The sequence below is a fragment of the Sinomonas notoginsengisoli genome, assembly GCF_021554725.1.
In the GTDB taxonomy this organism is placed as follows: domain Bacteria; phylum Actinomycetota; class Actinomycetes; order Actinomycetales; family Micrococcaceae; genus Sinomonas; species Sinomonas notoginsengisoli.
On sequence record NZ_JAIZDP010000002.1, the window covers coordinates 312,135 to 336,944 of the forward strand.

The following is a 24,810-nucleotide window of genomic DNA, read 5'->3' on the forward strand; positions in this document are numbered from 1 at the left end:
TCAAGGCATCTCTCCAACATGGCTGGCGAGTGCTCCGGGGGGGCAGTGAGTTCAGCTGTGCCTGTCTGGGCTGAGGGGGGTGACGTCGAGCCGACCTCGTGCGGCGGTGTGGGCATCCTTCCGGTGGCGCGCGTGGCCGACACCCACCACAGCGGCGGTCAGCGCCGCCGAGAGCGCCAGTCCCAGCCCGAGGTGCCATCGCAATGCTGTTCCTCCAGCAAGGGCGCCGAGCAGGATGAGGACGACGGCGAGCGACCGGCGGCGCCAGAAGCCACCCGTGCCGCCGGCGAGCCGGGATTCAGAGGACAATCCGACGATGGTGGAGGTCACCACCACGGTTGTCACGTCGGTGACCTTCAGCCTGCGCGCCGTCGCAGCCTGAACTCCCATCAGAATCGCCAGAACGGTGGTCACGACGGTGCCGGTGGGCCCCCTGTCTGCCTCGGGCACGAGGAACGCGACGGCTGCCAGGGCGGCCAACCCGGCCGCGACGGCGAGGAACGCGCCCGAGGACCGGCTGCCCCATCCGGGGCCGTCGGGCCGGAGGAGCCGGCCGGCGACAGCAGCACCGAACATGAACCCCAGCAGCGCGAGCGCTGGCCTGAGGACCGGGAGGCTGGCCCCGCCCGCAAGTGCCATGCCGAGGATCACGACATTTCCGGTCATGTTGCCGGTGAACACCCGGTCTAGGCCCAAATACCCGACAGCGTCCACCACGCCGGTCGAGAACGTCAGCGCGAGCATCAGGATCAGATGCAGGCGCTCGGTCGTGAGTCGGTCTCGCTTCATCCAAACGTCCTTGTCCAAAGCTCTTGTGGCCAACGTATACAAAGCTTAGCCTTCTCCTACGAATTGTATTCAATGTCACGTTGACGTGGCCCGATTCCTAGGAAGTTCATGCGGCTCCTTCCACGCATCCCCTGGCGCCGGACGCCACGCAGGCTCGGCGCTTTTATGGCGTCCACCGCATCCACCGTCCTTCTGGCCGCCGGGACCACGGGCTGCCAGGCGATTCAGCCGCTGCAGGCCGCACAGACGCGTCCCGACGTCCTGAGCGCTCCGATCGGGGACCAGAAGGTCCAGGACGGAGGCAGCCTGGTGATGGCGCTCTCCGCCGAGCCGGACCGACTGGACCCCACCACGTCGTCCTCGCTGTATACCCGGTACGTCATGCAGACGATGTGCCAGAAGCTCTACGACATCGACGACAAGGGCGCACTCGTCCCGCAGCTCGCTACGGCGGTGCCTGCCATCTCCCCGGATGGGCTCACCGTGACGATCCCGGTGCGCGGCGATGCCGCCTTCGCGGACGGGACCAAGTTCACCGCGGACGCCGTGCGCATCACCCTCGAGCGTGGCCTGACCCTGAAAGGGTCCGGGCGGAAGAGCGAGCTCGGGCCCATCAGCTCCGTCAAGGCCCTCGACGACACTCACGTCGAGATCACCTACAAGAAGCCCTTCGCACCGCTAGCCGCAGCGTTGGCCGACCGCGCGGGAATGATCCTCTCGCCCAAAGCCCTCACCGAGGAGGGCACGGCCTTCGGGGACCACCCGGTCTGCGTCGGCCCCTTCAAGTTCGTGAACCGCATCCCGCAGACCTCCATCACCATCCAGCGGGACCCGCTCTACTACGACGCCAAGAATGTGCACCTCGATTCGATCACCTACCGGATCATGACCGACGCGAACATCCGGGCGGCGAACCTGCGCTCCGGTGACGTGCAGGTAGCCGATTCAATATCCCCGCAGGACGTGGATGCGCTGATGCAGCAGAAGGGCGTGGGCGTGCTGCAGGTCGGCTCGTTGGGATATCAGGGGCTGACGGTGAATCTCGGCAATACTGCCGGAGTCGGCAAGCCCTACGGCCGGATCGAGACGCCGCTGGCCCAGAACGCCCTGGTTCGCCAGGCCCTGTCCATGGCAATAGACCGCAAGGCATTGATCAATACCGTCTTCAACAACTGGTATGAGCCAGCCTGTTCGCCCATCGCCCCATCCAGCCCCTTCGCCTCACCCGCGTCCAACGCCTGCCCCGAGTTCAATCCCGCCACCTCACGCCAACTGCTCCAGCAAGCCGGCGTCCAGACCCCGTATCCCCTGTCAATGGTGGTCAGCAACACCCCCGATTCCCTGCGCTTCGCCCAGGCGCTGCAGGCGACTGTGGCCGAGGGCGGCTTCGCCCTCACCATCAAGCCCGTGGAGTACTCCACCCTGCTCGACCAGCAGAACCGCGGTGACTTCTCCCTTCTCCAGCTCGGCTGGTCGGGACGGATCGATCCCCATGGGAACATGTTCAACTTCCTGTCCACAGGCGGCGGGAACAACGGCTCCGGCTACAGCAATCCCGAGATGGACCGCCTCCTGACCGACGCTTCGCAGACGAACGACGCGGCCAAGCGGGCCGAGCTGTACGGCAAGGCAGTGACAAAGGTCCAGCAGGACAACCCGATCATCTACCTGTACCGGATCCGAAGCCTGACGGCGTACAGCTCCAAGGTCGCCGGAATCGAAACCTTCCAAGACGGCGTGGTGCGCCTCAGCGGCGCGGCGTTCGTCAATGGGCAGAAGGGCTGAACCGATGACGCGCTATGTCGCCACCCGACTGTGGCACTCGCTCCTTACCCTGGTCCTCGCTTCCCTGGTGATATTCATCGGGGTGCGCCTGCTCCCCGGTGATCCTGCCCTCGCGATGGCTGGCGAGGAAGCCAATCCTGCCCAGCTCGCTGCCGTGCGCTCCCAGCTGGGTCTGGACCAGCCGCTCCCTGCGCAGTACCTCGCCTTCCTGGAGCACCTGCTGCACGGCGACCTAGGGCGTTCAACCCGCACCGGGACGCCCGTGGCCGACCTAGTGGCGAGCACCCTTCCCGTCACACTCTGGCTCGCCGCCTATGCCATCGTGGTCGCGATTGTCGTCGGCATCGCCTTCGGGGTCATTGCAGAGCGGTTCCGTGGCCGTTGGCCGGAGTGGGTGACCAACGCCTTCGGTCTGGTCGGCCTGTCGGTGCCCAGCTTCTGGCTGGGTATCCTGGCCATCCTCTACTTGGCGGTGACACTGGGCTGGTTCCCGGCGTCAGGCTATGTGGACGTGCCGTCCAACCCCGTCCGGGGCCTCTACTACCTGACGCTGCCAGCCGTGATCCTCGGGACCGCCCTGGCAGCCGTGATCATGCGCCAAACCCGTGCATCCATGATCGAGGCCATGAGCACCGACTACGTCCGCACCGCCCGGGCCAAGGGCCTGAGCAGCGGACGCATCCTCTTCCGCTATGGGCTCCGCAACTCGCTCATTGTCGTGGTGACGATCGTCGGCCTGCAGCTGGGCGGGCTCATTTCGGGAGCCGTGGTGACCGAGCGCATCTTCGCCCTCCCAGGATTCGGAAAGCTCACCCTTGACGCAGTCTTCACACGCGACTACCCCGTGATCCAGGCAGTCGTGCTGATCGTCACCGTCGCCTACGTGGTGATCAACCTCGCCGTGGACATCCTGTACTCCATGGTCAATCCACGGATCCGAGTCGGAGGAGCCAACTGATGGCCATCATCGAAATTCGCCCCGCGACGGACCCCGGGCTCGGCGGCGGCACCGGTCTCGGCTCGGGACGAGGAGGGCTCTGGCGGTCCCTGCGCTCGAACAGGCTCGGACTGGCCGGCGGGATCCTCCTCGCCCTTGTGGTCCTGGCCGCCGTCTTCGCCCCGCTCATCGCGCCCTACGGTCCTGCAGAAGTCCATTTCGCGACCCCGTTCCAGAAGCCCGGCACCGTCGGCTTCCTGCTGGGAACCGATGATCTGGGCCGGGACATCTTCTCCAGGATGGTCTATGGCATGCGAGCCTCCCTCGAGGTCGGGGCCCTGTCCGTCCTGCTCTCCGTGCTGGTGGGCGTACCGCTGGGCCTGCTCGCGGGCTACTGGAGATGGCTGGACGCCATCGTGTCCAGGCTGACGGATGTCACTCTGGCCTTTCCCTTTCCTGATCATCGCCGTCGGACTGGCCGCGATCAGCGGCCCGAGCCTCCAGAATGCCGCTCTTGCCATCGGCATCGCCCACATTCCCGCCATGATCCGGGTGGTGCGGGGTGAGACACTGCGCATCAAGGAAAGCGACTTCGTCCTTGGAGCCAAGACCATGGATGCCTCTGGGCTGCGCATCATCTTCACCCATGTGCTGCCGAATGCGGCCAGCGCGATCATCGTCCAGGCAACGGTGATCATGCCTGTGGCGGTCATCGGCGAGGCCCTTCTCTCCTTCCTCGGCCTGGGCATCCAGCCGCCCACGCCGAGCCTGGGGATCATGCTCTCCGATGCCCAGCAGTACATCTTCCGCTCTCCAACGGCGGCCATCGTCCCCGGTGTGGGCATCGCCCTCATCTGCTTGGCCTTCAACCTCTTCGGCGACGCTTTGCGCGATGCCTTCGACCCCACCGCCAACGGCAGAAAGTGACCCGTGACCTTCACAACCCCCGACTCGTTCACCTCCAGGCCGACCCTCCACGGGACCTTCGGCATGAGCGCCTCTACCCACTGGCTGGCCACGGCCTCGGCCCAGGCCGTGCTGGAGCGCGGAGGCAACGCCTTCGACGCCGCCACCGCCGCGGCCTTCGTCCTGCACGTCGTCGAGCCCCACTTGAACGGACCCGGCGGCGACATGACGGGAATCTTCACGACTGCGGAGCACCCCGGCCGTCCTGTAGTCCTCATGGGCCAAGGACCGGCGCCTGCCGGGGCTACCCGCGAGCACTACCTGGCCGAAGGCCTGGAACTCGTGCCCGGCTCCGGCGCTCTTGCTGCCGCTGTCCCCGGAGCCGTCGATGCGTGGCTGATGCTCCTGCGCGACCACGGCACATGGGAACTCGAGGCCGTCCTCGAATACGCCATCGGCTACGCCCGTGACGGTCACCCGGTCCTCGGACGCGTCTGCACCACCATCGCCTCGGTCGCAGACCTCTTCACCGAACACTGGCCCACCTCAGCGCAGCAGTGGATGCCTGGGGGAAAGATCCCCGTCGCAGGCGAGATCATGCGCAACGAGGCATACGCTGCCGTTCTGGAACTGCTCATCGCGGCAGGCGCGCCGGCCAACGGAGCGGAGGTGCCGGACAGCAGGGAATCCAGGATCGAGGCGGCCCGTCGGGAATGGCGGGAGGGGCACCCTGCCAGACGCGCTGTCGAGTTCCTCTCGACGCCACACCGCCATTCCTCCGGCACAGACCATGCCGGGGTCATGACGGAAGCGGACTTCGCCGCCTTCCAGGCCAGTTACGAGGAGCCCCTCACCCTCGAGTTCCGGGGCTACACCATCGCCAAGACCGGCCCGTGGGGCCAAGGGCCCGCCCTACTGCAGATGCTGGCCATCCTCGACGGCTTCGATGACGAGCGCCTCGACCCGTCCACCGCCCTCGGTGCCCACACCATCCTGGAAGCCCAGAAGCTCGCGATCGCGGACAGGGAGGCTTACTACGGGGACGCGGACGTCGACATCGCGTACCTGCTCAGCGAGGAGTACGCGGCGCAGAGGCGCGCGCTGATCACCGACCGCGCCAGCATGGAGTTCCGTCCCGGTTCCGTCCCGGGCCGCACGCCATTCTGCCCCCCACTGCGGGCCGAGTACCTGCCGCCAGCACTGGGAGGCCGCGGCGACGCGGCCCTTGCGGGAGTGGGCGAGCCTACCGTCAGGGCGAACGGGGAGACTCGCGGGGACACCTGCCACATCGACGTCGTGGACCGCTGGGGCAACATGATCTCCGCAACCCCCTCCGGCGGCTGGCTCCAATCCTCCCCGACGATTCCCGGACTGGGCTTCTGCCTCGGCTCGCGCCTGCAGATGACCTGGCTCGAGGAAGGCGCCCCTTCGGCCCTGGAACCGGGCAAGCGTCCCCGGACCACCCTCACCCCGACGCTGGTTCTCAAAGACGGGGCCGCCGTGACGGCAGTGGGCTCTCCCGGCGGAGACCAACAGGACCAGTGGCAGTTGCTCTATCTGCTGCGCACCCTGATCGGCGGCTACGAGCCACAGCAGGCGGTGGACGCGCCGGCCCTGCACACCACGTCGATCCCGGGATCGTTCTGGCCGCGTACCTGGACCCCCGGGGGAGCAGTGGTGGAAGACAGACTCGGCGAGGACGTCATCTCCGAGCTGGAAAGGCGCGGCCACCTCGTCACTCGTGCCGGCGACTGGGCGCTGGGCCGGCTCTCCTCGGTGGGCCGGAACCCTCTCAACGGAACACTCACCGCATCCGCCAACCCGCGAGGAGCACAGGGCTATGCAGCAGGACGTTAGCGTGAAGGACCAGCCCCAGGTCCCGTCCGGGCCCGAACGCCCCCTCCTCAAGGTCCGCGACCTCGAGGTGGCGTTCGGCGAGGAGCCCGTGCTGCACGGCGTCAGCTTCAACCTGAGGCGAGGCGATCGGGTCGCGATCGTAGGCCAGTCCGGGTCCGGCAAGTCGACCACTGTTGCCGCTATCCTGGGGCTCCTGCCCGGGACGGGTCGCATCACTGGGGGCAGCATCGAGGTGGAAGGACACGACCTCGCGGGCGCCAGTGAGGAGCAGATGCGAAGGTTCCGTGGGCGCAGGATCGGGCTCGTCCCCCAGGACCCGATGTCCAACCTCAACCCGTCCATGAAGGTGGGCGCCCAGATCGCCGACGCCCTTGCCGCGGCCGGCCACCGCGGCAAGGCGAACCTCCGGCGGCGCGCGGTTGCCCTCATGGCCGAGGCCGGCATTCCGGACGCGGACAGGAGGTACGGCCAGTACCCCCATGAGTTCTCGGGGGGAATGCGCCAGCGCGTCCTCATTGCCATCTCGCTTGCCGGCGAACCGGACCTGCTGATCGCCGACGAACCCACGTCCGCACTGGACGTCACCGTGCAGCGGCAGATCCTCGACCACCTGCAGACCCTGGTCGAGGCGCGTGGGACCTCGCTCCTCTTCATCACCCACGATCTGGGAGTGGCGGCGGACCGGACGGATCGGATCATCGTCATGGCAGACGGGCGGGTCGTGGAGGCCGGCAGCCCTCAGGAGATCCTCTTCGAACCCAAGGAGGACTACACCCGACGACTGGTGGGTGCGGCGCCGTCCGTGCTCGCCTCCGTCCCGGACGTCGCACCCGACCAGCCTGTCCCGGCCCCTGCCGATCCGTCCTCGGACAGCTCGGGCAGGACCGGCCCGCCGATCCTGCAGGTCCGCGATCTCGTCAAGGACTTCCGCCTGCGCGGTCAGAGGGGCGGAACAGTCCGTGCCGTCTCCGGCGTCTCCTTCGACGTCGGTCGCGGATCCACCACTGCTGTTGTGGGCGAATCCGGCTCCGGCAAGACAACCGTGGCACGGATCATCCTCGGACTCGAGGAGGCCAGCAGCGGCGAGGCCCTCATCGACAGCAGGAGCATCACCTCCAGTAGGGGCCGCACTCGCCGGGCGCTGCGCCGGAAGGTCCAGCCCGTCTTCCAAGACCCCTACGGTTCCCTTGATCCGACCTACAGCATCGAGCGCCTCATCGACGAGCCGCTGCGCGTGTTCAGGGTCGGCGACCGGGCAGCACGGCGGGCGCGGGTCGCACAGCTTCTGGACCACGTGGCGCTGCCGCGCGCCGTTGCCCAGCGCCGGCCCAACGAACTCTCAGGAGGACAACGGCAGCGGGTGGCGATCGCCAGAGCCCTCGCACTGGAACCGGAGCTGCTGATCTGCGACGAAGCCGTCTCGGCGCTCGACGTGCTGGTCCAAGAACAGGTCCTGGAACTCCTCGCGGAGCTGCAGGACCGGCTCTCCCTGAGCTACCTGTTCATCACCCACGACCTGGCCGTCGTACGACAGATCGCCCACCACGTGGTGGTCATGAAATCGGGTACTGTCGTCGAGGAAGGCACGGTCGACAAGGTCTTCTCGTCGCCCGATGCCGAGTACACCAAGGAGCTACTTGGAGCGATCCCCGGTGCCGTCTTCGCCCACTAGGTCAGAACGGGCCCAGAAGCACCGTGTCCAGGACGTGATTCGCCGGGATATCATCTTGGGCGCGCTGCCCGCCGGCACCCGGATCACCGAGGCATCGCTGGCCGCGAAGTATGAAGTATCCCGCGTTCCGGTGCGTGAGGCGCTCCGCGCCCTCGAGGCGGAAGGATTCGTCGAATCCAAGCCCTACGCCGGGTCCACCGTCTCTGCGATCCCCGTCGAGGACGCCGAGGACCTCTTCACTGTCCGTGAGGCCCTGGAGGCCGCCACTGCCCGGCGCGCCGCGAAGCGGGCGGCCGCCCAGCTGTCGGCCGGTGCCCCGAACCCTGCTTGGTGGACCTCCCGCAAGGAGATCGCCGCGATCCTCGGCGAGGGCGACACTGCGATCGAGGCCGACCGCCCGGATCTGCTCCCCGAACTGAACATCAGGTTCCACCTCGCCGTCGCAGAGCTGTCCGGGAGCGTCTCGCTGGCGGCTTTGCTGCGGCAGATCGCCGGAAAGATCGAATGGCTCTACGCCTCCGATGTGCACTCGCGCGGGAAGTCCTCCTGGCAGGAACACCGGGCCATCATGGCCGCGATCGACGCCGGAGATGCCTCAGCCGCCGAGGAACGCATGGCCGCCCACGTCCACAGGTCCAGGACCGGATACATGAGCCGATTCTCAATGCACGAAGGGGAAGGCTAGACGAAGTGCGAGGGTCGGGGAGAGCCACCCGGATCCTGCACAGACTATGTCCATGAATCCTCCTCGCACAGGGTGTGGACTTCGTGTGGTCGAATTGTGCACAGGCTGTGGGAAACCGCTAGGACACTAGCCGGTTGAGGGGAACGACACAGGTGTAAGTTATCCACGGCGTGGACAACGTTGTGGACAACTTAATCCTCTGGATCCTTGAAACCTTCCTCGACGAGGTCCGCGTATTCCCGATGTCGCTTGATGAAGGCCCTCACGTAGGGGCAGTACGGGCGAATCCGCTGCCCCTTGGCACGCACATCGTCGAGGGCGAACGTCACGAGCCTGCTCGCGAGGCCCATCCCCGAGTAGCCCTCGGCCACCTCGGTGTGGTCGAACGCGACGATTCTGCCGTCCTGCTTGAGGCGGTACTGCGTGAAGCCGGCCGTCACACCGCCCACGTGCACCTCGTAGCGATGGCGCTGCTCGGCATGGACGAACTCGACGTGTCCGCGGTCCTTCTCGGCCTTCTCCGGGTCCTTCGCCTTCTCGGATTCCTGCACGTTCACCGGTACCTTCCTCTCGGTCCTCTCGGCGCTTCCCTGATTGTCGCGTGCCCGTGGGCGGGGGCGGAGCCGTACGTTCGGCAGTGGAGGCGCGGGAAGCGCCGCCTCGCCCTCGGTGAGCTCGACGACGGGGCCGAAGGGTGCGCCGTCGTGCGCGTCCCCCTCCGGCACCCCGGTGAGCTGGCCGTTCCATGCCTCGCGGAACGCGACGATCTCCTCATGCGCGCGGCCCACGAAGTTCCACCACATGGTGATCTCCTCGTCGAAGGGCGGCCCACCGAGGACCACCACGCGCAGCGGCACGGTGCCCGGATTCGCGAGGCGCACCGCTTGGCGCCCCGGGGCCAGGTACGCGAGGTGCGCCTCGGCAACCGTCTCCCCGTCCACGGCCAGCGGGCCTCCGTCGGCGAGGAATGCGTGCTCGAACTCGGAGGCGATCCCGAGCGTCACTGCGCCCCCCGGCTCGAGTACTGCCTCCACCCCGAGCAGCGCGGTGTACGTCCGCACGGGGGAGGCCGAGCCGTGCAGGGACCCGAGGAACACGCGGAGCTCGCCCGCGCGGCCGCCCTCCTCGTCCTCGAGCACGACGGCGCGCGGCACGTATCGCTCGAACCCCGGCGGCGCGCCGCGGAAGGCATCCGGAAGCGCCGTCCACAGCTGGACCCCGTGCAGCATGGTCGTGGCGGCGGTCGAGTACTCCGAGTGGTTGATCCCCCGCCCGGCCGTCATGATGTTCAGCTCCCCGGGACGGACCATGGCTTGGTTCCCGGCGCTGTCGCGATGCTCGATCTCGCCCGTGAAGAGCCAGCTGATGGTCTGGAGGCCGGTATGGGGGTGGGGCGGGACCCGCATGCCGCCTGTCGCGGAGACGTCATCGGGCCCGTAGTGGTCGAGGAAGCACCAGGCCCCCACGAGGGAGCGCTGCTTGGACGGGAGTGTCCTGCGCACCTGCATGGCACGGGGCCCGCCGAGGGGGACGTCGCGGGGTTCGATGATCTCGACGCCCGGTCCCGCGGGGAGATCGGTGCAGAGGGTCTCCTGAGGATCGATTTCCAGATTGCTCATGGCGTACCTCCTGGCCCGAGCCTACGCCGTGGCACCGACGTTTTGTCAGGTCGCCTACGCGCCGATGAAGTCCTCGAGCCGCACCACGGTCAGCCCTGCCGCGAGCTGCGCCGCACGGAACGCCTCGAGGTCCTTCGCGAACTCCTCGCGGAAGTGCATGAGGACAATGTCCCCGGGTCGTAGGGCGTTCCCGGACTGGTACTGCATGGAGCCGGCGTTGGCCTTGGCCTCCCAGTCGATGATGGCCTTGAGCCCGGAATCCGCAACGGCTTTGCGCATGGTTGCCGAGTAGGCGCCGCCGGGGGGGCGGAAGAGGGTGGGTGCGGCCCCGTACGTCGCGGCGATGTAATCGCGCATCCCCTTGATCTCACCGAACTGGTAGGCGTAGGCCTTGGTGCTCATGCCGGTGTCGTGGCTGAGCGTGTGGTCCTGGATGCGGTCACCGGCCTTCTGGAAGTCAACGAAGAACTTGGGGTTGTCGCCCAGGGCGGATTTCGTGAGGAAGAGGGTTGCGGGGTAGTCGTACTTCTTGAGCAAGGCAAGGAACTCAGGGTGCTTGACAACACCGTCGTCGATCGTGAGGAACACGACCGGCTGCTTGGTGATGACCCGCGTGACCACCGGCGCGAGTCCTCCCTCGACCGGCGGGAGGACGTAGTCGGAGGCGAAGGTCGGCTTCGGCGTTGCCGCCGTCGTGGGGGCCGGGGTGACCGTGGGCGTGGCCGTGGCCGTCGGGGTCGCCATGGCGGACGACGCCGCGGGGTCGGCTACCGCCGGATCGTGCCCCAGTGCCGCGGCACCCTGCCTTCCCCCGTCTGACACGCCGCAGGCAGCCGCCGCACTGCCGACGGCCGCGGCAAGACCAGCAAGGGCGGCGCGTCGCGTCAGTGGCGTGGGTTCCATGGGTCTCCTCCCGCGGAGGGGTCCGCTCCGGCGAACCTCCGGATGCGGCTTCCTTGGTCATGCTAGGGGACTCACTAGGATTTACCCCTCTCGTCAACAGGTTATGCCCAAAGTTATCCACAGCTGGGGACAATTGCGGGCAAGAATCGCCGCGGAGATGAACATTGCAGACGGGGACTGGTGAACAACGCGTGAACTACACCGCTGTAAGTTACCCACACTGTGGACAACTGCTGTGGACAACAAGCCCTTGACGCGCGGAGCGCATTAGGCGTAGCTTGTATTCAATATATCAGTTGATCAAACGATCTTTTGATTACGATGTATTGATGTATCGAGCGGCCGGAAGGACCGAAGACGACCATGAGCACCCCCGCCATCGAACAGGCCAGGGAAGAGGACCGGCTCAACCGCGCCTTCGCTGCCCTCTCCGACCCACTTCGGAGGCAGCTCGTGGCCCGTCTCGCCCTCGGAGACGCCACCGTCAATGAGCTCGCGGCACCGTTTGACGTGACCCTGCAGGCTGTGTCCCGGCACCTCAAGGTGCTCCAGGGTGCGGGCCTCATCAGCCGCCGCCGCGACGCCCAGCGCCGACCCTGCCATCTCGAACCTGCCGCCTTCGGACCTCTCGGCGAATGGATCGAGACCTACCGCGAACGCACGGAGCAGAAGTACGGACGCCTCGACGCCGTCCTCGCCGAGGAGACACAACGCCGAACAGAACAAGACAAACGCCGAACAGAACAAGACAAGGGGAAGCAGCCATGAGCACCACCCAGACCACCCGTGTAACGGCCGAGCCGGCCCTCCCGTTCGTGGACGTGGTCCGCGAGTTCAACGCCCCGGCCGAGCGCGTCTACCACGCACATACGGACCCAGCCCTCTACGCGCAGTGGGTGGGACCCGCGAAGTACACCACGGCCATCGAACACTTCGATGCCCGGTCCGGCGGCGCCTACCGCTTCTCACAGACGGGTCCCGATGGTGAGCGATTCGCCTTCCACGGCTCCTTCCACGAGCTCACCGCACCGAGCCGCATGGTCCAGACCTTCGAGTTCGAGGGTGCCCCTGGGCACGTCTCCCTCGACATCTCGGAGATCGAGAACCTCGACGGCGGGCGGTGCCGTCTCACGGTGCACTCGACGTTCCAATCGGTCGAGGACCGCGACGCCATGCTCGCCGCGGGCATGACCGACGGCATGAACGAGGGCTACGACCGCCTCGACGGAATCCTCGCCTCCGGCGCAGCGTAGGCGGGGTGGCGCAACCGCGCCGATCCACAGCATCGAGGACAACGTTGTCCACAGCATGGGGACTTCTCGGTCCTGCGCCACGGGCTCCACGGTCTTCTTCCTATGCGATACGGCACGTGCGGCCTCACTACGCGTCAGTAAGTACAAGCCTGTAAGTTGTGCACAATGTGGAAAACCCCTGTGGAGAACTCTCCACAGGGGTTTCCCGTAGGCCCCGGATTTCCGGCACCGGCGGCTTCTAGAGGACCGCGCCCCCATGAACGGGCACACTCGAGACCTTCACCAGCGTCGCCGCCACGAGAACCACTGCGACCGCCACGAGTCCCCCGATCTGCACTCCCGTGCGCGCGCGTCCCCGGGGCGCGTAGGCGATCACCGCCGTCGACACGGCTCCGGTGAGGAGGCCTCCGAGGTGGGCCTGCCACGCGATCCCTTGGATCATGAAGCCGAGCACCGCGTTGATCGCGATGAGAATGACGAGCTGCCGCACATCTCCCCCACGTTGGCGCATGACGACGAAGAGGCCGCCGAAGAGTCCGAAGATTGCACCTGAAGCCCCCACCACTGCCTCCTGGTGGGGCGTGAGCAGCAGGAATCCGACGGACCCGCCGAGAGCGGAGAGAAGGTACACCGCCAGGAAGCGGGTCCTGCCGAGGTACGGCTCGAGCGCCTGCCCGAACAGCCACAGCGTGTACATGTTCAGCACGATGTGCAGGAGGAAGCCCTGCGAGTGCAGGAACGCGCTCGTGAGCATCCGCCACGGCTGGGCGGCGGTGAGCGCAGCCGAGTTCGCGTAGGCAAAGTCCTCGGAGAAGCCGGGAATGACCCACTGCAGGAGGTAGGCAAGGGCGCAGACGCCGATGAGGGTCAGCGTGACGGCCGGGCGGCCGCCCTGGCTGACGGTGCCGCCGTAGGCAGTGCGCGCTTGGCTGCCCTTTCGTTCGGCGGAGAGTTCGCGGACGCAGTCCACGCAGTGGAAGCCGACGGCGGCCGGCCGCTGGCACTCGGGGCACGCGGGGCGCCCGCAGCGCTGGCACGTCACATAGGAGACGCGGTCGGGGTGACGGGGGCAGACCGGGATGCTCTCGGGTCCGGCCGCCGGGCTTCCAAAGGCCACGGGTGGGTCAGAGCTGTTCGACGTCGATCGAGTTGATGACCACGTCCTCCGCCGGGCGGTCCTGCATGCCCGTGCGCACGGACTCGATCTCGTCCACGACCTTCTTGGACGCCTCGTCCGCGACCTCGCCGAAGATGGTGTGCTTGCCGAAGAGCCAGCTCGTGTCCACGGTGGTGATGAAGAACTGCGAACCGTTCGTCCCCTTGCCGCCCTGAATGCCGGCATTGGCCATGGCGAGCTTGTAGGGCTCCTTGAAGTTCAGCTCCGGGTGGATCTCGTCATCGAACTTGTAGCCCGGGCCGCCGATTCCCTTGCCGAGCGGGTCGCCGGCCTGGACCATGAAGTTCTTGATGATCCGGTGGAAGATCGTGCCGTTGTAGAGCGGGGTGCCGGTCATGTCCGCGCCGGTCTCGGGATGGGTCCACGCCTGCTCGCCGGTGGCGAGGCCCACAAAGTTCTTCACGGTCTTCGGCGCGTGATTGCCGAAGAGGTTGACCACGATGTCGCCGTGGTTTGTGTGGATGGTTGCCTTGGCAGTTGGTTGTGCGCTCATGGCGGCCATTCTTCCATGGCAGCACGCGCCGAATCCCGGTGCCCGTGGCGTTCCGCGCTGGGTGAAATCGGGGAGCCCGGGGGCTTCTTGGGCCGTGTGGCCATAGCCTAGGCAACGCGTGCCACGTAGGCTGGCGTTGGTTCCAGCAGATTCCCGGAGGTAGTCGTGAAGAAACCAGTCGAGAAGAGCCTGAACGCGTCCGAGTCCCTGGCGCGGGACGTTCAGGAGAATGTGGCCGCAGGTGTGGAGAACGCGCGAGAGTGGGCACAGCCCCGCGTCGACGCCGCGGTGCAGTGGGCTGTACCGAGGATCCAGCAGGGACTCGATTCCGCATCCCCGCGGATCCAGGAAGGGCTCAAGTCCGCAGCCCACAATCTCGCCGAAGGCGTGGCGACGGTGACGCCCAAGCTCCAGGACGGGCTGTCCCAGCTCGCGCCGCGGATCACCGATGCAGTCGACAGTGCCGCGCCGCGGCTCCATCAGGTAGTGGACAAGGCGGCCCCCGCGATTAAGGACGCGGCAGACACCTATCTGCCGAGGATCTCCGGCGGCATCGCGCAGGCCGCCGAGTCCGTGAACCGCGGCCTCGCCACTGCACCAGGCCACGTCGACTCGGTGGCCCAGAAGCTCGCCGAGTCGGGCATCGTCCGTCAGGCGGACGCCGCCGCGAGGGATGCCGTCGTCGCAGCCCAGCAGGCCGCACGCAGGGCCGCTGACCAAGTGTCGCCGCGCAGGAAGAAGCGCCGTGGCCTCCTCATCTTCGGAGTGGTGGCTGCAGCAGTGGCAGCCGGTGTAGCCGCTTGGAAGGCAGCGAAGCCGGTGGAGGACCCTTGGAAGACGCCCGTTCCTGTAACGCCGGCTCCCGGCGGCACGCCGACGGCACCTCCAGCCGCCACGCCGGCCGCCGCGACAACTCCAACCACAACGCCAGCACCCGTCCCGGCCAGCACAGCCAACACCGAGCCGGTCGTGACGGCAGAGAAGCCCGTCTCTGCCGTCGAACCCGAGGCGGCTGACGAGGCAGAGGCAGCAGCGGCGGCGACCTTCGACGCCGGCCAGGCCGCAGTGCTCGAAGGTTCGCCGACCAATCCCGAGGAGGTCAGCGGGACCGTCGGGACCGAGACCGCCGCGCACGAAGTGTCTGGCGCGCCGAAAACGGGGACCCATGCGGCGGAAGCGTCGACGGCGATGAAGAACATCCATGCCGCCTCCAACGGCGACAAGTCCGAGGGCAAGGAGACCCCGGGCGCCTGACACCCGTCCACCCGCCCTCACGGAACCAGCGGGCGCGGAACCGCCTAGGTGCGGTTCCGCGTCCGCGTGCGTTGCCGCCGTCGTGCGCTCTGCCGTCACAGGGCGCCCCGGACGGGCCCTCGCTTTTGCTAGATTTGGTGTTGATGCTCACGGAAAACGCCCTGATCAACGCCACGGCCGCGCCTGCGTCGCTGTCGCCGAGCGTGTCGATCGTGATCCCGGCGTACAACGAGGAGAGCGTGATTCGCCAGTGCGTGACGGCGGCGATCTACCAGTCGGTCCCGGCCCACGAGATCATCGTCGTGGACAACATGTCGAAGGACTCCACCGCCCAGACCGTGAGCCAGCTGCAGCAGGAATATCCAGAGTCAAGGATCTGCCTCTTGACCCAGGACCGCGAGCAGGGACTCATTCCCACCCGGAACTTCGGCCTCGACCACGCCACGGGAGACATCCTCGGCAGGATCGACGCGGACTCGCTCCTGGAACCCGATTGGGTCGAGGAGGTTCAGCGGGCCTTCGCGGACCAGAGCGTGCAGGCCGCAACGGGGCCGGTGATTTACTACGACATGCCGATGCGGCGGTTCGGGCTCAAGGCGGACGACAAGGTGCGCCAGCTCCTGCTCAAGCTCTCGCGCCACGAGTACCACTTCCTGTTCGGCTCCAACATGGCAATGCGCCGCACGGCTTGGGAGTCAATCCGCGGCTCCACCTGCCGCGATGAGAAGGACGAGATGCACGAGGACATCGACCTGTCGCTGCATCTGGCCGAGCATGGGCTCAAGATCCAGTACTGGCCCGAAATGGTCTCAGGGATGTCCGCCCGCCGGCTCGAGGATTCGCCGAAGGACTACCGGTACTACGTCCAGCGCTTTGACCGCACCTACAAAGCGCACAACATCAAGAAGATCGCCCTCCGCGCCCCAATGGCCGTGATCTTCTCGGTGTACTACCCCGCCAAGCTCCTCCGGGCCATCCACTCGGCCAACCAGCCTGCGGTCAAGCGCGGCGGGGTCTAGTCCGCGCCGAGCTCCGGTTCGACTCGGGCCTCCGGTCCGCTCCCGGCCTCCGGCTGAGCCCTCGGTCCCGCCGCTGACCTGTTGCGGCGCTGGCCGATGACGACGACGGCGAGCCCCGCCAGGATAAGGCCGAGCCCTGCGTAGATCCCGGCAGGGAGGACCTCGTGGAGGAAGACTGCCGCGAGCAGGGCCGCGCCGGGAATCTCGAGCAGGATGAACATCGAGACGACGAGCGGGCTCAGGGTCGCCACGAGATGGTTGAACGCGGTGTGCCCCACAAGCTGGGCGGCGGCGGTGATCGCGAGGATGCCCACCCAGCCGAGAGGCTCGAAGCCCGTGAGCTGCTGCCCCGTGGAGAGCGCCATGACGGCCACGAGCGCGGCGCAGACCGAGTAGCACACGGCCGTGTACGTGCCCGTTCCCATGGTCTGGCGTGCCTTGCCCCCCGCCATCGTGTACAGGCCGGCGAGGATCCCGCCCGAGACTGCGAGGACATCGCCCAGCACCGCCTCGCGCGATGAGCCGAGGTCGAGTCCAGTGATCGCCACGACGCCAGCGAACGCCAGCCCGAGCCCGACCAGGACGGCCGCCGGCAGCCTGCGGCCGCGCAGGAGCGAGAACACGGCGATCCAGCCCGACTGGAGACAGACGAGCGCCGTGGCGGCCGCGACCGATGTCAGCGTGAGCGAGAGGATGAAGCACACGAAGTGGAAGGCCAGCGCCGTCCCAGCAATCCCTGACCACATGTACTCGCGCCGCCCGAGCCGCTGGAACTGCTGCGGGCTCCGGACCACGACCGGCCCGGCCATGACGACGGCCGCGATGGCGTTGCGCCAGAAGGCGATCGCAAGCGCCGTCACCGAAGTGCCCGCGAGGGTGGCGGCAATGAGCGGGCCGGAGGCGGAGACGCCCAGAACGCCGAGCACCACGAGGAGGGGGATCACCAGCCCACTCTAGTGCCGCGCGGCCCAGCACCTTGCCTCTCTCCGCCTGTTGTTCTATAACTCATACATCAAAGGGGCGGGAGGTTGGACCGATGATCCTCACCGTCGACCTCGACAGCGAAGCGCCGATCTACCAGCAGCTTCGGGACCAGATCGTGGAGGCGATCGCCGACGGCGTGCTGACGGAGGGCAGCTCGCTGCCATCCACCAGGGCCCTTGCTGCGGATTTCGGGATCAACTTCCACACCGTGAACAAGGCCTACGACCTCCTGCGCCAGCAGGGCCTGATCCGGCTGAACCGCAAGACCGGCGCGGTGGTGGCCCTCACGGACGCGGGCGCGCCGTTCCGCGCAGAGTGGGCCGCGAGGGCGCGGACCCTGCTGGCCGAGGCCGTTGCCGCAGGAGTGCCCCCCGAGGAGGTCCTCAAGGCCTGCCGGGCCGTGCTCGAATCATTCGGATCCACCCAGACAGAGGAGATGCCATGACCATTGCCGTCGTGCTGAGCTCGGCGCTGTCGGCACTGGTGCTGGCAGTCGCCCTGCTGCTTCCCTCGATCAACAGTCGGACCGTGCCCTTCGGAGTCCGGGTGCCGGAGCAGCATGCAGACGACCCGACCGTGCTTAGGCAGACCCGCATCTACCGCTCGCGGGTTGTGGCCAGCTGGACCCTCGCCGCCGCGGTCGGCGTCGTCGTCTACGGCCTGACCGGCGAGACATTCCTGCCGTCGCTATCGGTGCTGCTTCTCGTCGGGCTCTGGTACGGCTGCTTCTTCCTGGCCAACCGCGAGATCCGTGCGGCCAAGGCCGCTGGAGGCTGGTACAAGGGCCTGCACCAGGCCATCGCGGTGGACACCGGGCTGCGGACCGACCCGCCGCGTTTCCCCTGGCTCTGGCTAGCACCGGCGCTGATACTCACGGTCGCCACAGTGGCCATCGGCGTGCTCAGCTACCCGTCCATGCCCGAGGTGCTCGCGGTGCACTACGCCAAGGGCATGCCCAACAGGATCGCCGCCAAGTCGGTGGGCACAGCGTTCTCACTGGTGTTCGTCCAGGTCGGCATCACCGCACTGCTCGCCGGCATGGCGGCGGCCATCATCTTCCGCAGCCGACCGGACATCGACCCGGCGCACCCTGCCGGCTCCGCGCGCTGGCACCGCCACTACATGGTCCTCGGCGCGAAGGCCCTGCTCGGACTGGCCGCGGTGATCGACCTCGGGATGCTCGGATCGTCGCTGCTGATGTGGACAGGGACGGTCACTCAGTGGGCGTCCGCGGTGATCGGGCTCCCGATTCTGGCCGCCGTCGCAGTGGCCGCCGTGGTCCTGGCCCGGAACAACCGCGAGCCGGACGAGGGGGAGGAGGACACCGGCCTGTCCCACCGGGACGACGACAGATACTGGCGGGGCGGACTGATCTACATCAATCGTGAAGACCGCGCGCTGCTGGTCCCGCGTCGGTTCAGTCTGGGATGGACGCTCAACTTCGGCAACCCCACGGCGGCGATGCTCCTGGTCGGTCTAGTCGCCCTGATCGGCCTCGCGATCGCCCTACGCTTCGAGGGCTGACCCCCACCTGCCCTCGTAACGCTCGTAGATGGGCCCGAACGTGACAGTGGGCGCGAAGTGCTGAATCCGCGTCAGACAGGGGAAACCAGAAAGCCAGGCGTTCAGAACGCCTGGCTTCCCTCATTCAACTCACGGTGGAGGCAAGGGGACTCGAACCCCTAACCCCCTGCTTGCAAAGCAGGTGCGCTACCAATTGCGCCATGCCCCCGTGGCTCTGGAACATCTCGGGCTACTCGACTGCGTCGGTCGACCCGCTCCAGACCTCTTTCTGAGCCTCGGACTCTTTGGCCTTCCGATACAGGAAAGCACCCGCCAGAGCAGCGACTGCGAGCGCAATCAGTCTCTTCACGGGCACCTCCACGTGTACGAATACCAAAGTTCCGTGGGCGTACCAGGACTTGAACCTGGGACCTCTTCGTTATCAGCGAAGCGCTCTAACCGCCTGAGCTATACGCCCCAACAGCCCGTTCATTGCCCTCGGGCCGAGACCTGACTCTACAGCACATTTCTGTTGCCGGCCAAATCAGCTCAGTCGTCGGTGAGGGTGACCCCGATGCCTCCCACAAGCGTGGCTGAGATGTTGTACAGGACGGCCGTGAGCATCGACAGCGCCGTGAGCAGCACGACGTTGACGACCGCGATGATCGTGGCGAAGGAGGCCACTTGGCCCAGCGATGCGATCTTCTTGAGGTCGACGGTGCCGCTCTCGGAGCCTGCCACCTCGCCGAGGAGGCCGTTGATCTTGTCGAAGATGCCCGTGACGTCCAGCACCATCCAGAGCACGATCGAGGCGACCACCGTGACGATGCCCAGCGCCACGGAGAGCAGGAAGGCCATCTTCAGCACCGACCAGGTGTCGACCTTGCTCACGATGAGGCGGGCACGCCGCTGCTTGGCCTTCGGGGCCGGGCGCACCAGGCCGGACTGGCCCGGGCGCTGCCCTGTGCGCTGGCCAGTGGCCCGCTGTGCGGCAGCCGCCGTGAGCGGGCGCTCGGACGGGCGCTGAGCGCCGTAGCCGCCCGCCCCGGCGGACTGGGGCGGGGAACTGGGACGCTGCGGCGGGCGCGACGGCGCAGCGGCCGGCGGGTAGCCGCCGGACGACGGCGCGTTCTCGGGCGTGCTCACTCGTTACCTCCCGGAGTCTGGTCTGAGTCTCCAGCCAACGTTACGGCATGAGGCTCCTCCGCTGCCTCCCCTCCTTCGGCCACCGAGGCCTCCTCGGCGTCCGACGGCGTGCCCTCGGGCGCCGCTTCCTGCTCGCCGCCGAGGGTCCGTTCGGTGTTCTTCGCGACGGCGATGATGCGGTCTCCCTTGTCCGGCTTGGCGAAGATGACGCCCATCGTGTCACGGCCCTTAGCCGGTACGCCGGTCACTGCGGAGCGGACCACCTTGCCGCCCTCCATGACCACGAGCACCTCGTCTTCCTCGTTGACGATCAGGGCGCCCACGAGGTGCCCCCGCTCCTCCTGGTACTTGCCCACCTTGATGCCGAGGCCGCCGCGGCCTTGGACGCGGTACTCCTCGACCGCGGTGCGCTTGGCGTAGCCGCCCCCGGTGACGATAAACACGAAGGAGCTGTCGGTCACGACGTCCGCGGCAAGCAGCTCGTCGTCGTCACGGAACTTCATGCCAGTCACGCCGCTCGTCGCACGGCCCATGGGACGCAGCGCGTCATCGTTCGCCGTGAACCGAACCGACTGACCGTGGCGGGAGACGAGCATGAGGTCGTCGGTTTCGCTCACGAGCTGGGCAGAGACGAGCTCATCGTCCTCTCGGAGGTTGATGGCGATGACGCCCGCGGACCGGTTCGTGTCGTAGTCCTCGAGGCGAGTCTTCTTCACCAGGCCCTTCTTCGTCGCGAGCACGAGGTAGGGCTCCTGCTGGTAGTCCCGCAAGGCGAGGACCTGGGCGATGCGCTCGTCCGGCTGGAACGCGAGCAGATTCGCCACGTGCTGGCCCTTCGCGTCGCGGCCGCCCTCCGCGAGCTCGTAGGCCTTGGCCCGGTACACCCGTCCGAGGTTCGTGAAGAACAGGAGCCAGTGGTGCGTGGTCGTCACGAAGAAGTGCTCCACCACGTCGTCCACGCGCAGCTGGGCACCCCTGACGCCCTTGCCTCCGCGTTGCTGCTGGCGGTACTGGTCGCTGCGGGTGCGTTTGACGTACCCGCCGCGGGTGATCGTGACGACCATTTCCTCCTCGGGGATGAGGTCCTCGACGCTCATGTCCCCGTCGAAGCCCGCGACCACGCGCGTGCGGCGGTCGTCGCCGTGCTTGTCGACGATTCCGGTGAGCTCCTCGGAGATGATCTGCCGCTGGCGCGCCGGGTCGGCGAGGATCGCGTTGTACTCGGTGATGAGCGCCTCGAGCTCATTGTGCTCGTCCATGATCTTCTGCCGCTCGAGGGCCGCGAGGCGGCGGAGTTGCATGTCGAGGATGGCCTGGGCCTGGATGTCGTCGATGTCCAGGAGCGACTTGAGGCCCTCTCGCGCATCCTCCACCGTGGGGGAGCGGCGGATGAGGGCGATGACCTCGTCGAGCATGTCGAGGGCCTTCAGGAGGGCACGCAGGATGTGCATGCGCTCCTCGGCCTTGCGCAGCCGGTACCGGGTGCGGCGGACGATCACATCGATCTGGTGGGTGACCCAGTGCCGGACGAACGCGTCGAGCGAGAGGGTGCGAGGCACGCCGTCAACAATCGCGAGCATGTTCGCCGCGAAGTTGTCCTGAAGCTGCGTGTGCTTGTACAGGTTGTTCAGGACGACCTTCGGGACCGCGTCGCGCTTGAGCACGATCACGAGGCGCTGGCCTGTGCGTCCTGAAGTCTCGTCGCGCAGGTCCGCGATGCCGGAGATCCTGCCGTCCTTGACGAGCTCCGCGATCTTCATGGCGAGATTATCCGGGTTGGCCATGTACGGCAGTTCAGTGACCACGAGGCATGTGCGCCCCTGGATCTCCTCGACGTTGACCACTGCACGCATCGTGATCGAGCCGCGGCCAGTCCGGTACGCGTCCTCGATACCCCTGCGGCCGAGGATTGTGGCGCCGCTGGGGAAGTCGGGCCCCTTGATGCGGGTCAGGAGTGCCTCAAGGAGCTGCTCACGGGTCGCCTCGGGGTTCTCGAGGTACCACTGCACGCCGTCGGCCACCTCGCGCAGGTTGTGCGGGGGGATGTTCGTGGCCATGCCCACGGCGATGCCGGATGAGCCGTTGACGAGCAGGTTCGGGAACCGCGCCGGCAGGACCGTGGGCTCCTGGTTCTTGCCGTCGTAGTTGTCCTGGAAGTCGACGGTCTCCTCGTCGATGTCCCGGACCATCTCCATGGCCAGCTGGGCCATCTTCGTCTCGGTGTAGCGGGGAGCAGCGGCACCGTCGTTTCCGGGGGAGCCGAAATTGCCCTGGCCGAGAGCGAGCGGGTACCGCATGACCCAGTCCTGGATGAGCCTGACGAGGGCGTCGTAGATCGCCATGTCGCCATGCGGGTGGTACGTGCCCATGACGTCGCCCACCACGCGCGCGCACTTGTTGAACGCGCGGTCGGGGCGGTAGCCGCCGTCGTACATGGCATACAGCACGCGGCGGTGCACAGGCTTGAGGCCGTCCCGGACGTCCGGAAGCGCCCGCCCCACGATCACGGCCATCGCGTAGTCGAGGTAGGACCGCTGCATCTCCGTCTGGAGGTCGACCTGCTCGATGCGGTCGACCGCTGCGCCAGCCGCAGGCGAATAATCAGCCATGAAGGCCGCCTCGTCGGGGGTGGTGCCGTCGGGATTCTCGGGAGTCTCGTCGCTCACAGATTCTCTCCTCTAGTTGCTCGTCGTACCCGAGATCAGATGTCCAGGAAGCGGACGTCCTTGGCGTTCTGCTGGATGAAGTGGCGGCGGGATTCCACGTCGTCGCCCATCAGCACGGAGAACGTCTGGTCCGCGGCAGCGGCGTCCTCCATCGTCACCTGCAGGAGCGTGCGCCGGTCCGGGTCCATGGTCGTGTCCCACAGCTCGGTGTAGTCCATCTCGCCGAGGCCCTTGTAGCGCTGGATGCCGTTCTCCTTGGGCAGGCGCTGGCCGTTGGCAATGCCCGTGCGGATGGCCTCGTCCCGCTCGCGATCGCTGAACACATAGTCGTGGGCGTGGTTGGACCACTTGATGCGGTACAGCGGGGGCTGGGCCAGGAACACGTAGCCGTTTTCGATGAGCGGGCGCATGTACCTGAACAGCAGAGTCAGGAGCAGGGTCGTGATGTGCTGGCCGTCCACGTCGGCGTCCGCCATAAGCACGATCTTGTGGTAGCGCAGCTTGGAGATGTCGAACTCCTCGCCGATCCCGGTGCCGAACGCGGTGATCATGGACTGGACCTCGGCGTTGCCGAGCGCCTTGTCGAGGCGCGCGCGCTCCACGTTGAGGATTTTGCCCCGCAGCGGCAGGATGGCCTGGGTCTCGGGATTGCGGCCGCGCTTTGCCGACCCGCCTGCCGAGTCGCCCTCCACGATGTAGACCTCGCAGCGCGAGGGGTCCTTGCTCGAGCAGTCAGAGAGCTTGCCGGGCATGCCGAACGACTCGAGCGGGCTCTTGCGCCGGGCGTTGTCGCGGGCCTTGCGGGCCGCCATGCGCGCCTGCGAGGCCTGGAGCGCCTTGCGGATCACGTCCTTGGCCGGGCCCGGGTTGCGTTCGAGCCAGTCTCCGAGCTGGTCAGTGACAACCCGCTGGACGAAGCCCTTCGCCTCCGAATTGCCGAGCTTGGTCTTGGTCTGGCCCTCGAACTGAGGTTCGGCGAGCTTGATGCTCACGACCGCGGTGAGCCCCTCGCGCACGTCCTCGCCAGTCAGGTTGTCGTCCTTGTCCTTGAGGATGCCCTTCTCCCGCGCGTACCGATTCATGAGCGAGGTCATCGCGGCGCGGAAGCCCTCCTCGTGGGTCCCGCCCTCCTGGGTGTTGATCGTGTTCGCGTAGGTGTGCACGGATTCGGCGTATGCCGTGGTCCACTGCATCGCAACCTCGAGTGCCATCTTGCGCTCGTGGTCCACGCTGTCGAACGCGATGACCTCTTCGTCGATCACCTCGATCTTCTTCGAGGAGTTCAGGTGCTTGACGTAGTCGAGGAGGCCATCGTCGTACTTGTAGTCGACAACGCGGTGCTTCGCCGTGGAGGCCGCTTCCTCGGGCCGGATCGTCGCATCGCCAGGCTCGCCGGCGACCTCGCTCTCCTCTTCCTCACCCCTGCGCTCGTCCGTGAGCGTGATGCGGAGGCCCTTGTTGAGGAAGGCCATCTGCTGGAAACGCGCACGGAGCGTCTCGAAGTCGAACACCGTGTCGTCGAAGATGGTCGGATCCGGGTAGAAGGTCTGGGTTGTCCCGGTCTCTTCCGTCTCCTCGCCCTCGAAGAGCCCGCCCACCGGGTGGCCGCCGTCACGAAAGGACATGCGCCACACGTGGCCCTGGCGGCGCACCTCGGTCTCAACCCGGGTGGAGAGGGCGTTGACCACGGAGATGCCGACGCCGTGGAGGCCGCCCGAGACTGTGTACCCTCCGCCGCCGAACTTGCCGCCAGCATGGAGGATCGTCATGACGACCTCGACCGTCGGCTTGCCCTCGGTGGGGTGGATGTCCACCGGAATCCCGCGGCCGTTGTCTTCGACGCGCACGCCGCCGTCGTGCTGCAGGGTCACCTGGATGTGGTCGCAGAATCCGGCGAGGGCCTCATCGACCGAGTTGTCCACGACCTCATAGACCAGATGGTGGAGGCCGCGGGAGCCGGTCGAGCCGATGTACATTCCGGGGCGCTTGCGCACGGCCTCGAGGCCTTCGAGGACTGTGATGCTGCTTGCCCCGTATTCCCTTGGTTCCGGACGGGATGCCGAGGGCCGATCTGCGTTCTCGTGAGCGTCATGCTGCGCGGAGTTCTGCTGGGTGTTCGGGTCCACTGGACTCTCGTCAGCCACAGGCGTTCTCGACCCCTC

Annotated in this window: 23 protein-coding genes and 2 tRNA genes; 13 read left to right on the forward strand and 12 right to left on the reverse strand. The window is 67.1% G+C overall.

Translation table 11 applies throughout. From position 1 onward, the window contains the following. Nucleotides 1-51: 51 nt before the first annotated feature. Nucleotides 52-789: a YoaK family protein gene (locus tag LF262_RS07040; RefSeq protein ID WP_235779576.1), complete on the reverse strand. Its 738-nt coding sequence runs from the start codon at nt 787-789 to the stop codon at nt 52-54. 165 nt (nt 790-954) lie between these two features. Between LF262_RS07040 and LF262_RS07045 the strand changes: the two genes are divergently transcribed. From LF262_RS07045 to LF262_RS07075, 7 genes are read left to right on the forward strand one after another with little or no spacing between them, the layout of a single operon-like run. Next, nucleotides 955-2,574 carry an ABC transporter substrate-binding protein gene (locus LF262_RS07045; RefSeq protein WP_235779577.1) on the forward strand — a complete coding sequence of 540 codons (1,620 nt, stop codon included), beginning with the start codon at nt 955-957 and terminating at the stop codon, nt 2,572-2,574. A gap of 4 nt (nt 2,575-2,578) precedes the next feature. Further along, the gene (locus tag LF262_RS07050) at nt 2,579-3,532 is read left to right on the forward strand and encodes an ABC transporter permease (protein ID WP_235779578.1); all 954 of its coding nucleotides are present in this window, start codon (nt 2,579-2,581) and stop codon (nt 3,530-3,532) included. After that, the gene (locus tag LF262_RS07055) at nt 3,532-4,077 is read left to right on the forward strand and encodes an ABC transporter permease (RefSeq protein WP_235779579.1); all 546 of its coding nucleotides are present in this window, start codon (nt 3,532-3,534) and stop codon (nt 4,075-4,077) included. Before LF262_RS07050 ends, LF262_RS07055 begins: the two co-directional genes overlap by 1 nt. Beyond that, nucleotides 3,995-4,438: an ABC transporter permease gene (locus LF262_RS07060; RefSeq protein WP_235779679.1), complete on the forward strand. Its 444-nt coding sequence runs from the start codon at nt 3,995-3,997 to the stop codon at nt 4,436-4,438. The genes LF262_RS07055 and LF262_RS07060 overlap by 83 nt, the downstream gene beginning before the upstream one ends. Nucleotides 4,439-4,441: 3 nt before the next feature. Next, a complete protein-coding gene (locus tag LF262_RS07065) occupies nt 4,442-6,274 on the forward strand; it encodes a gamma-glutamyltransferase family protein (RefSeq protein ID WP_235779580.1) in 1,833 nt (610 codons plus the stop codon). Next, entirely contained in the window at nt 6,258-7,946 is a 1,689-nt protein-coding gene (locus LF262_RS07070; RefSeq protein ID WP_235779581.1) for a dipeptide ABC transporter ATP-binding protein, read from the forward strand. The genes LF262_RS07065 and LF262_RS07070 overlap by 17 nt, the downstream gene beginning before the upstream one ends. Then, complete coding sequence (locus LF262_RS07075; protein ID WP_308190505.1) at nt 7,927-8,631, forward strand: GntR family transcriptional regulator; 705 nt, start codon at nt 7,927-7,929, stop codon at nt 8,629-8,631. The genes LF262_RS07070 and LF262_RS07075 overlap by 20 nt, the downstream gene beginning before the upstream one ends. A 191-nt stretch (nt 8,632-8,822) precedes the next feature. Here LF262_RS07075 and LF262_RS07085 read toward each other — a convergent pair whose 3' ends face one another. Then, on the reverse strand, nt 8,823-10,250 hold the full coding sequence (locus LF262_RS07085; protein WP_308190499.1) for a bifunctional pirin family protein/GNAT family N-acetyltransferase: 1,428 nt from the start codon (nt 10,248-10,250) through the stop codon (nt 8,823-8,825). Between the two features lie 54 nt (nt 10,251-10,304). After that, nucleotides 10,305-11,153: a polysaccharide deacetylase family protein gene (locus tag LF262_RS07090; RefSeq protein ID WP_235779583.1), complete on the reverse strand. Its 849-nt coding sequence runs from the start codon at nt 11,151-11,153 to the stop codon at nt 10,305-10,307. A gap of 363 nt (nt 11,154-11,516) precedes the next feature. On the opposite strand from LF262_RS07090, the gene LF262_RS07095 reads away from it, so the two are divergent. Further along, nucleotides 11,517-11,921 (forward strand): ArsR/SmtB family transcription factor, encoded by a 405-nt coding sequence (locus LF262_RS07095; protein ID WP_235779584.1) that lies wholly within the window; start codon nt 11,517-11,519, stop codon nt 11,919-11,921. Next, nucleotides 11,918-12,406, forward strand: coding sequence for an SRPBCC family protein (locus LF262_RS07100; protein ID WP_235779585.1), 489 nt, complete (start codon nt 11,918-11,920; stop codon nt 12,404-12,406). The genes LF262_RS07095 and LF262_RS07100 overlap by 4 nt, the downstream gene beginning before the upstream one ends. Nucleotides 12,407-12,644: 238 nt before the next feature. Here LF262_RS07100 and LF262_RS07105 read toward each other — a convergent pair whose 3' ends face one another. Together LF262_RS07105 and LF262_RS07110 are read right to left on the reverse strand one after the other, a co-directional pair. Continuing rightward, nucleotides 12,645-13,523, reverse strand: coding sequence for a rhomboid family intramembrane serine protease (locus LF262_RS07105; protein WP_235779586.1), 879 nt, complete (start codon nt 13,521-13,523; stop codon nt 12,645-12,647). A 7-nt stretch (nt 13,524-13,530) separates the two neighbouring features. Beyond that, nucleotides 13,531-14,076: a peptidylprolyl isomerase gene (locus LF262_RS07110; RefSeq protein WP_235779587.1), complete on the reverse strand. Its 546-nt coding sequence runs from the start codon at nt 14,074-14,076 to the stop codon at nt 13,531-13,533. Between the two features lie 165 nt (nt 14,077-14,241). On the opposite strand from LF262_RS07110, the gene LF262_RS07115 reads away from it, so the two are divergent. Continuing rightward, on the forward strand, nt 14,242-15,330 hold the full coding sequence (locus LF262_RS07115) for a hypothetical protein (protein ID WP_235779588.1): 1,089 nt from the start codon (nt 14,242-14,244) through the stop codon (nt 15,328-15,330). Between the two features lie 143 nt (nt 15,331-15,473). Then, the gene (locus tag LF262_RS07120; protein WP_235779589.1) at nt 15,474-16,349 is read left to right on the forward strand and encodes a glycosyltransferase family 2 protein; all 876 of its coding nucleotides are present in this window, start codon (nt 15,474-15,476) and stop codon (nt 16,347-16,349) included. Here LF262_RS07120 and LF262_RS07125 read toward each other — a convergent pair. Beyond that, complete coding sequence (locus LF262_RS07125; RefSeq protein WP_235779590.1) at nt 16,346-17,293, reverse strand: DMT family transporter; 948 nt, start codon at nt 17,291-17,293, stop codon at nt 16,346-16,348. The two genes, LF262_RS07120 and LF262_RS07125, sit on opposite strands and share 4 nt — an antisense overlap. A gap of 92 nt (nt 17,294-17,385) precedes the next feature. Between LF262_RS07125 and LF262_RS07130 the strand changes: the two genes are divergently transcribed. Together LF262_RS07130 and LF262_RS07135 are read left to right on the forward strand one after the other, a co-directional pair. Continuing rightward, nucleotides 17,386-17,778, forward strand: coding sequence for a GntR family transcriptional regulator (locus tag LF262_RS07130; RefSeq protein ID WP_235779591.1), 393 nt, complete (start codon nt 17,386-17,388; stop codon nt 17,776-17,778). Beyond that, nucleotides 17,775-18,857 carry a DUF1648 domain-containing protein gene (locus LF262_RS07135; protein ID WP_235779592.1) on the forward strand — a complete coding sequence of 361 codons (1,083 nt, stop codon included), beginning with the start codon at nt 17,775-17,777 and terminating at the stop codon, nt 18,855-18,857. Before LF262_RS07130 ends, LF262_RS07135 begins: the two co-directional genes overlap by 4 nt. Nucleotides 18,858-18,992: 135 nt before the next feature. On the opposite strand, the gene LF262_RS07140 is transcribed toward LF262_RS07135, so the two are convergent. The 6 genes from LF262_RS07140 to gyrB form a co-directional block, all read right to left on the reverse strand. Continuing rightward, nucleotides 18,993-19,065: transfer RNA gene (locus LF262_RS07140), tRNA-Ala, on the reverse strand. A 21-nt stretch (nt 19,066-19,086) separates the two neighbouring features. Then, entirely contained in the window at nt 19,087-19,218 is a 132-nt protein-coding gene (locus LF262_RS07145) for a DLW-39 family protein (RefSeq protein ID WP_308190500.1), read from the reverse strand. A 22-nt stretch (nt 19,219-19,240) separates the two neighbouring features. Beyond that, a tRNA-Ile gene (locus tag LF262_RS07150) sits at nt 19,241-19,314 on the reverse strand. A gap of 71 nt (nt 19,315-19,385) precedes the next feature. Next, complete coding sequence (locus LF262_RS07155; RefSeq protein ID WP_235779594.1) at nt 19,386-19,982, reverse strand: DUF3566 domain-containing protein; 597 nt, start codon at nt 19,980-19,982, stop codon at nt 19,386-19,388. Continuing rightward, the gene (gene gyrA / locus LF262_RS07160; RefSeq protein WP_268933681.1) at nt 19,979-22,591 is read right to left on the reverse strand and encodes a DNA gyrase subunit A; all 2,613 of its coding nucleotides are present in this window, start codon (nt 22,589-22,591) and stop codon (nt 19,979-19,981) included. Before gyrA ends, LF262_RS07155 begins: the two co-directional genes overlap by 4 nt. Before the next feature lie 92 nt (nt 22,592-22,683). Further along, complete coding sequence (gyrB, locus tag LF262_RS07165; protein ID WP_308190501.1) at nt 22,684-24,792, reverse strand: DNA topoisomerase (ATP-hydrolyzing) subunit B; 2,109 nt, start codon at nt 24,790-24,792, stop codon at nt 22,684-22,686. Nucleotides 24,793-24,810 lie beyond the last annotated feature (18 nt).

Coding starts and splice junctions, on each gene's coding strand:
- LF262_RS07040 (WP_235779576.1), bottom strand. CDS start 789: ATGAAGCGAGACCGACTCACGACCGAGCGCCTGCATCTGATCCTGATG.
- LF262_RS07045 (WP_235779577.1), top strand. CDS start 955: ATGGCGTCCACCGCATCCACCGTCCTTCTGGCCGCCGGGACCACGGGC.
- LF262_RS07050 (WP_235779578.1), top strand. CDS start 2,579: ATGACGCGCTATGTCGCCACCCGACTGTGGCACTCGCTCCTTACCCTG.
- LF262_RS07055 (WP_235779579.1), top strand. CDS start 3,532: ATGGCCATCATCGAAATTCGCCCCGCGACGGACCCCGGGCTCGGCGGC.
- LF262_RS07070 (WP_235779581.1), top strand. CDS start 6,258: ATGCAGCAGGACGTTAGCGTGAAGGACCAGCCCCAGGTCCCGTCCGGG.
- LF262_RS07085 (WP_308190499.1), bottom strand. CDS start 10,250: ATGAGCAATCTGGAAATCGATCCTCAGGAGACCCTCTGCACCGATCTC.
- LF262_RS07090 (WP_235779583.1), bottom strand. CDS start 11,153: ATGGAACCCACGCCACTGACGCGACGCGCCGCCCTTGCTGGTCTTGCC.
- LF262_RS07095 (WP_235779584.1), top strand. CDS start 11,517: ATGAGCACCCCCGCCATCGAACAGGCCAGGGAAGAGGACCGGCTCAAC.
- LF262_RS07100 (WP_235779585.1), top strand. CDS start 11,918: ATGAGCACCACCCAGACCACCCGTGTAACGGCCGAGCCGGCCCTCCCG.
- LF262_RS07110 (WP_235779587.1), bottom strand. CDS start 14,076: ATGAGCGCACAACCAACTGCCAAGGCAACCATCCACACAAACCACGGC.
- LF262_RS07120 (WP_235779589.1), top strand. CDS start 15,474: ATGCTCACGGAAAACGCCCTGATCAACGCCACGGCCGCGCCTGCGTCG.
- LF262_RS07130 (WP_235779591.1), top strand. CDS start 17,386: ATGATCCTCACCGTCGACCTCGACAGCGAAGCGCCGATCTACCAGCAG.
- LF262_RS07135 (WP_235779592.1), top strand. CDS start 17,775: ATGACCATTGCCGTCGTGCTGAGCTCGGCGCTGTCGGCACTGGTGCTG.
- gyrA (WP_268933681.1), bottom strand. CDS start 22,591: ATGGCTGATTATTCGCCTGCGGCTGGCGCAGCGGTCGACCGCATCGAG.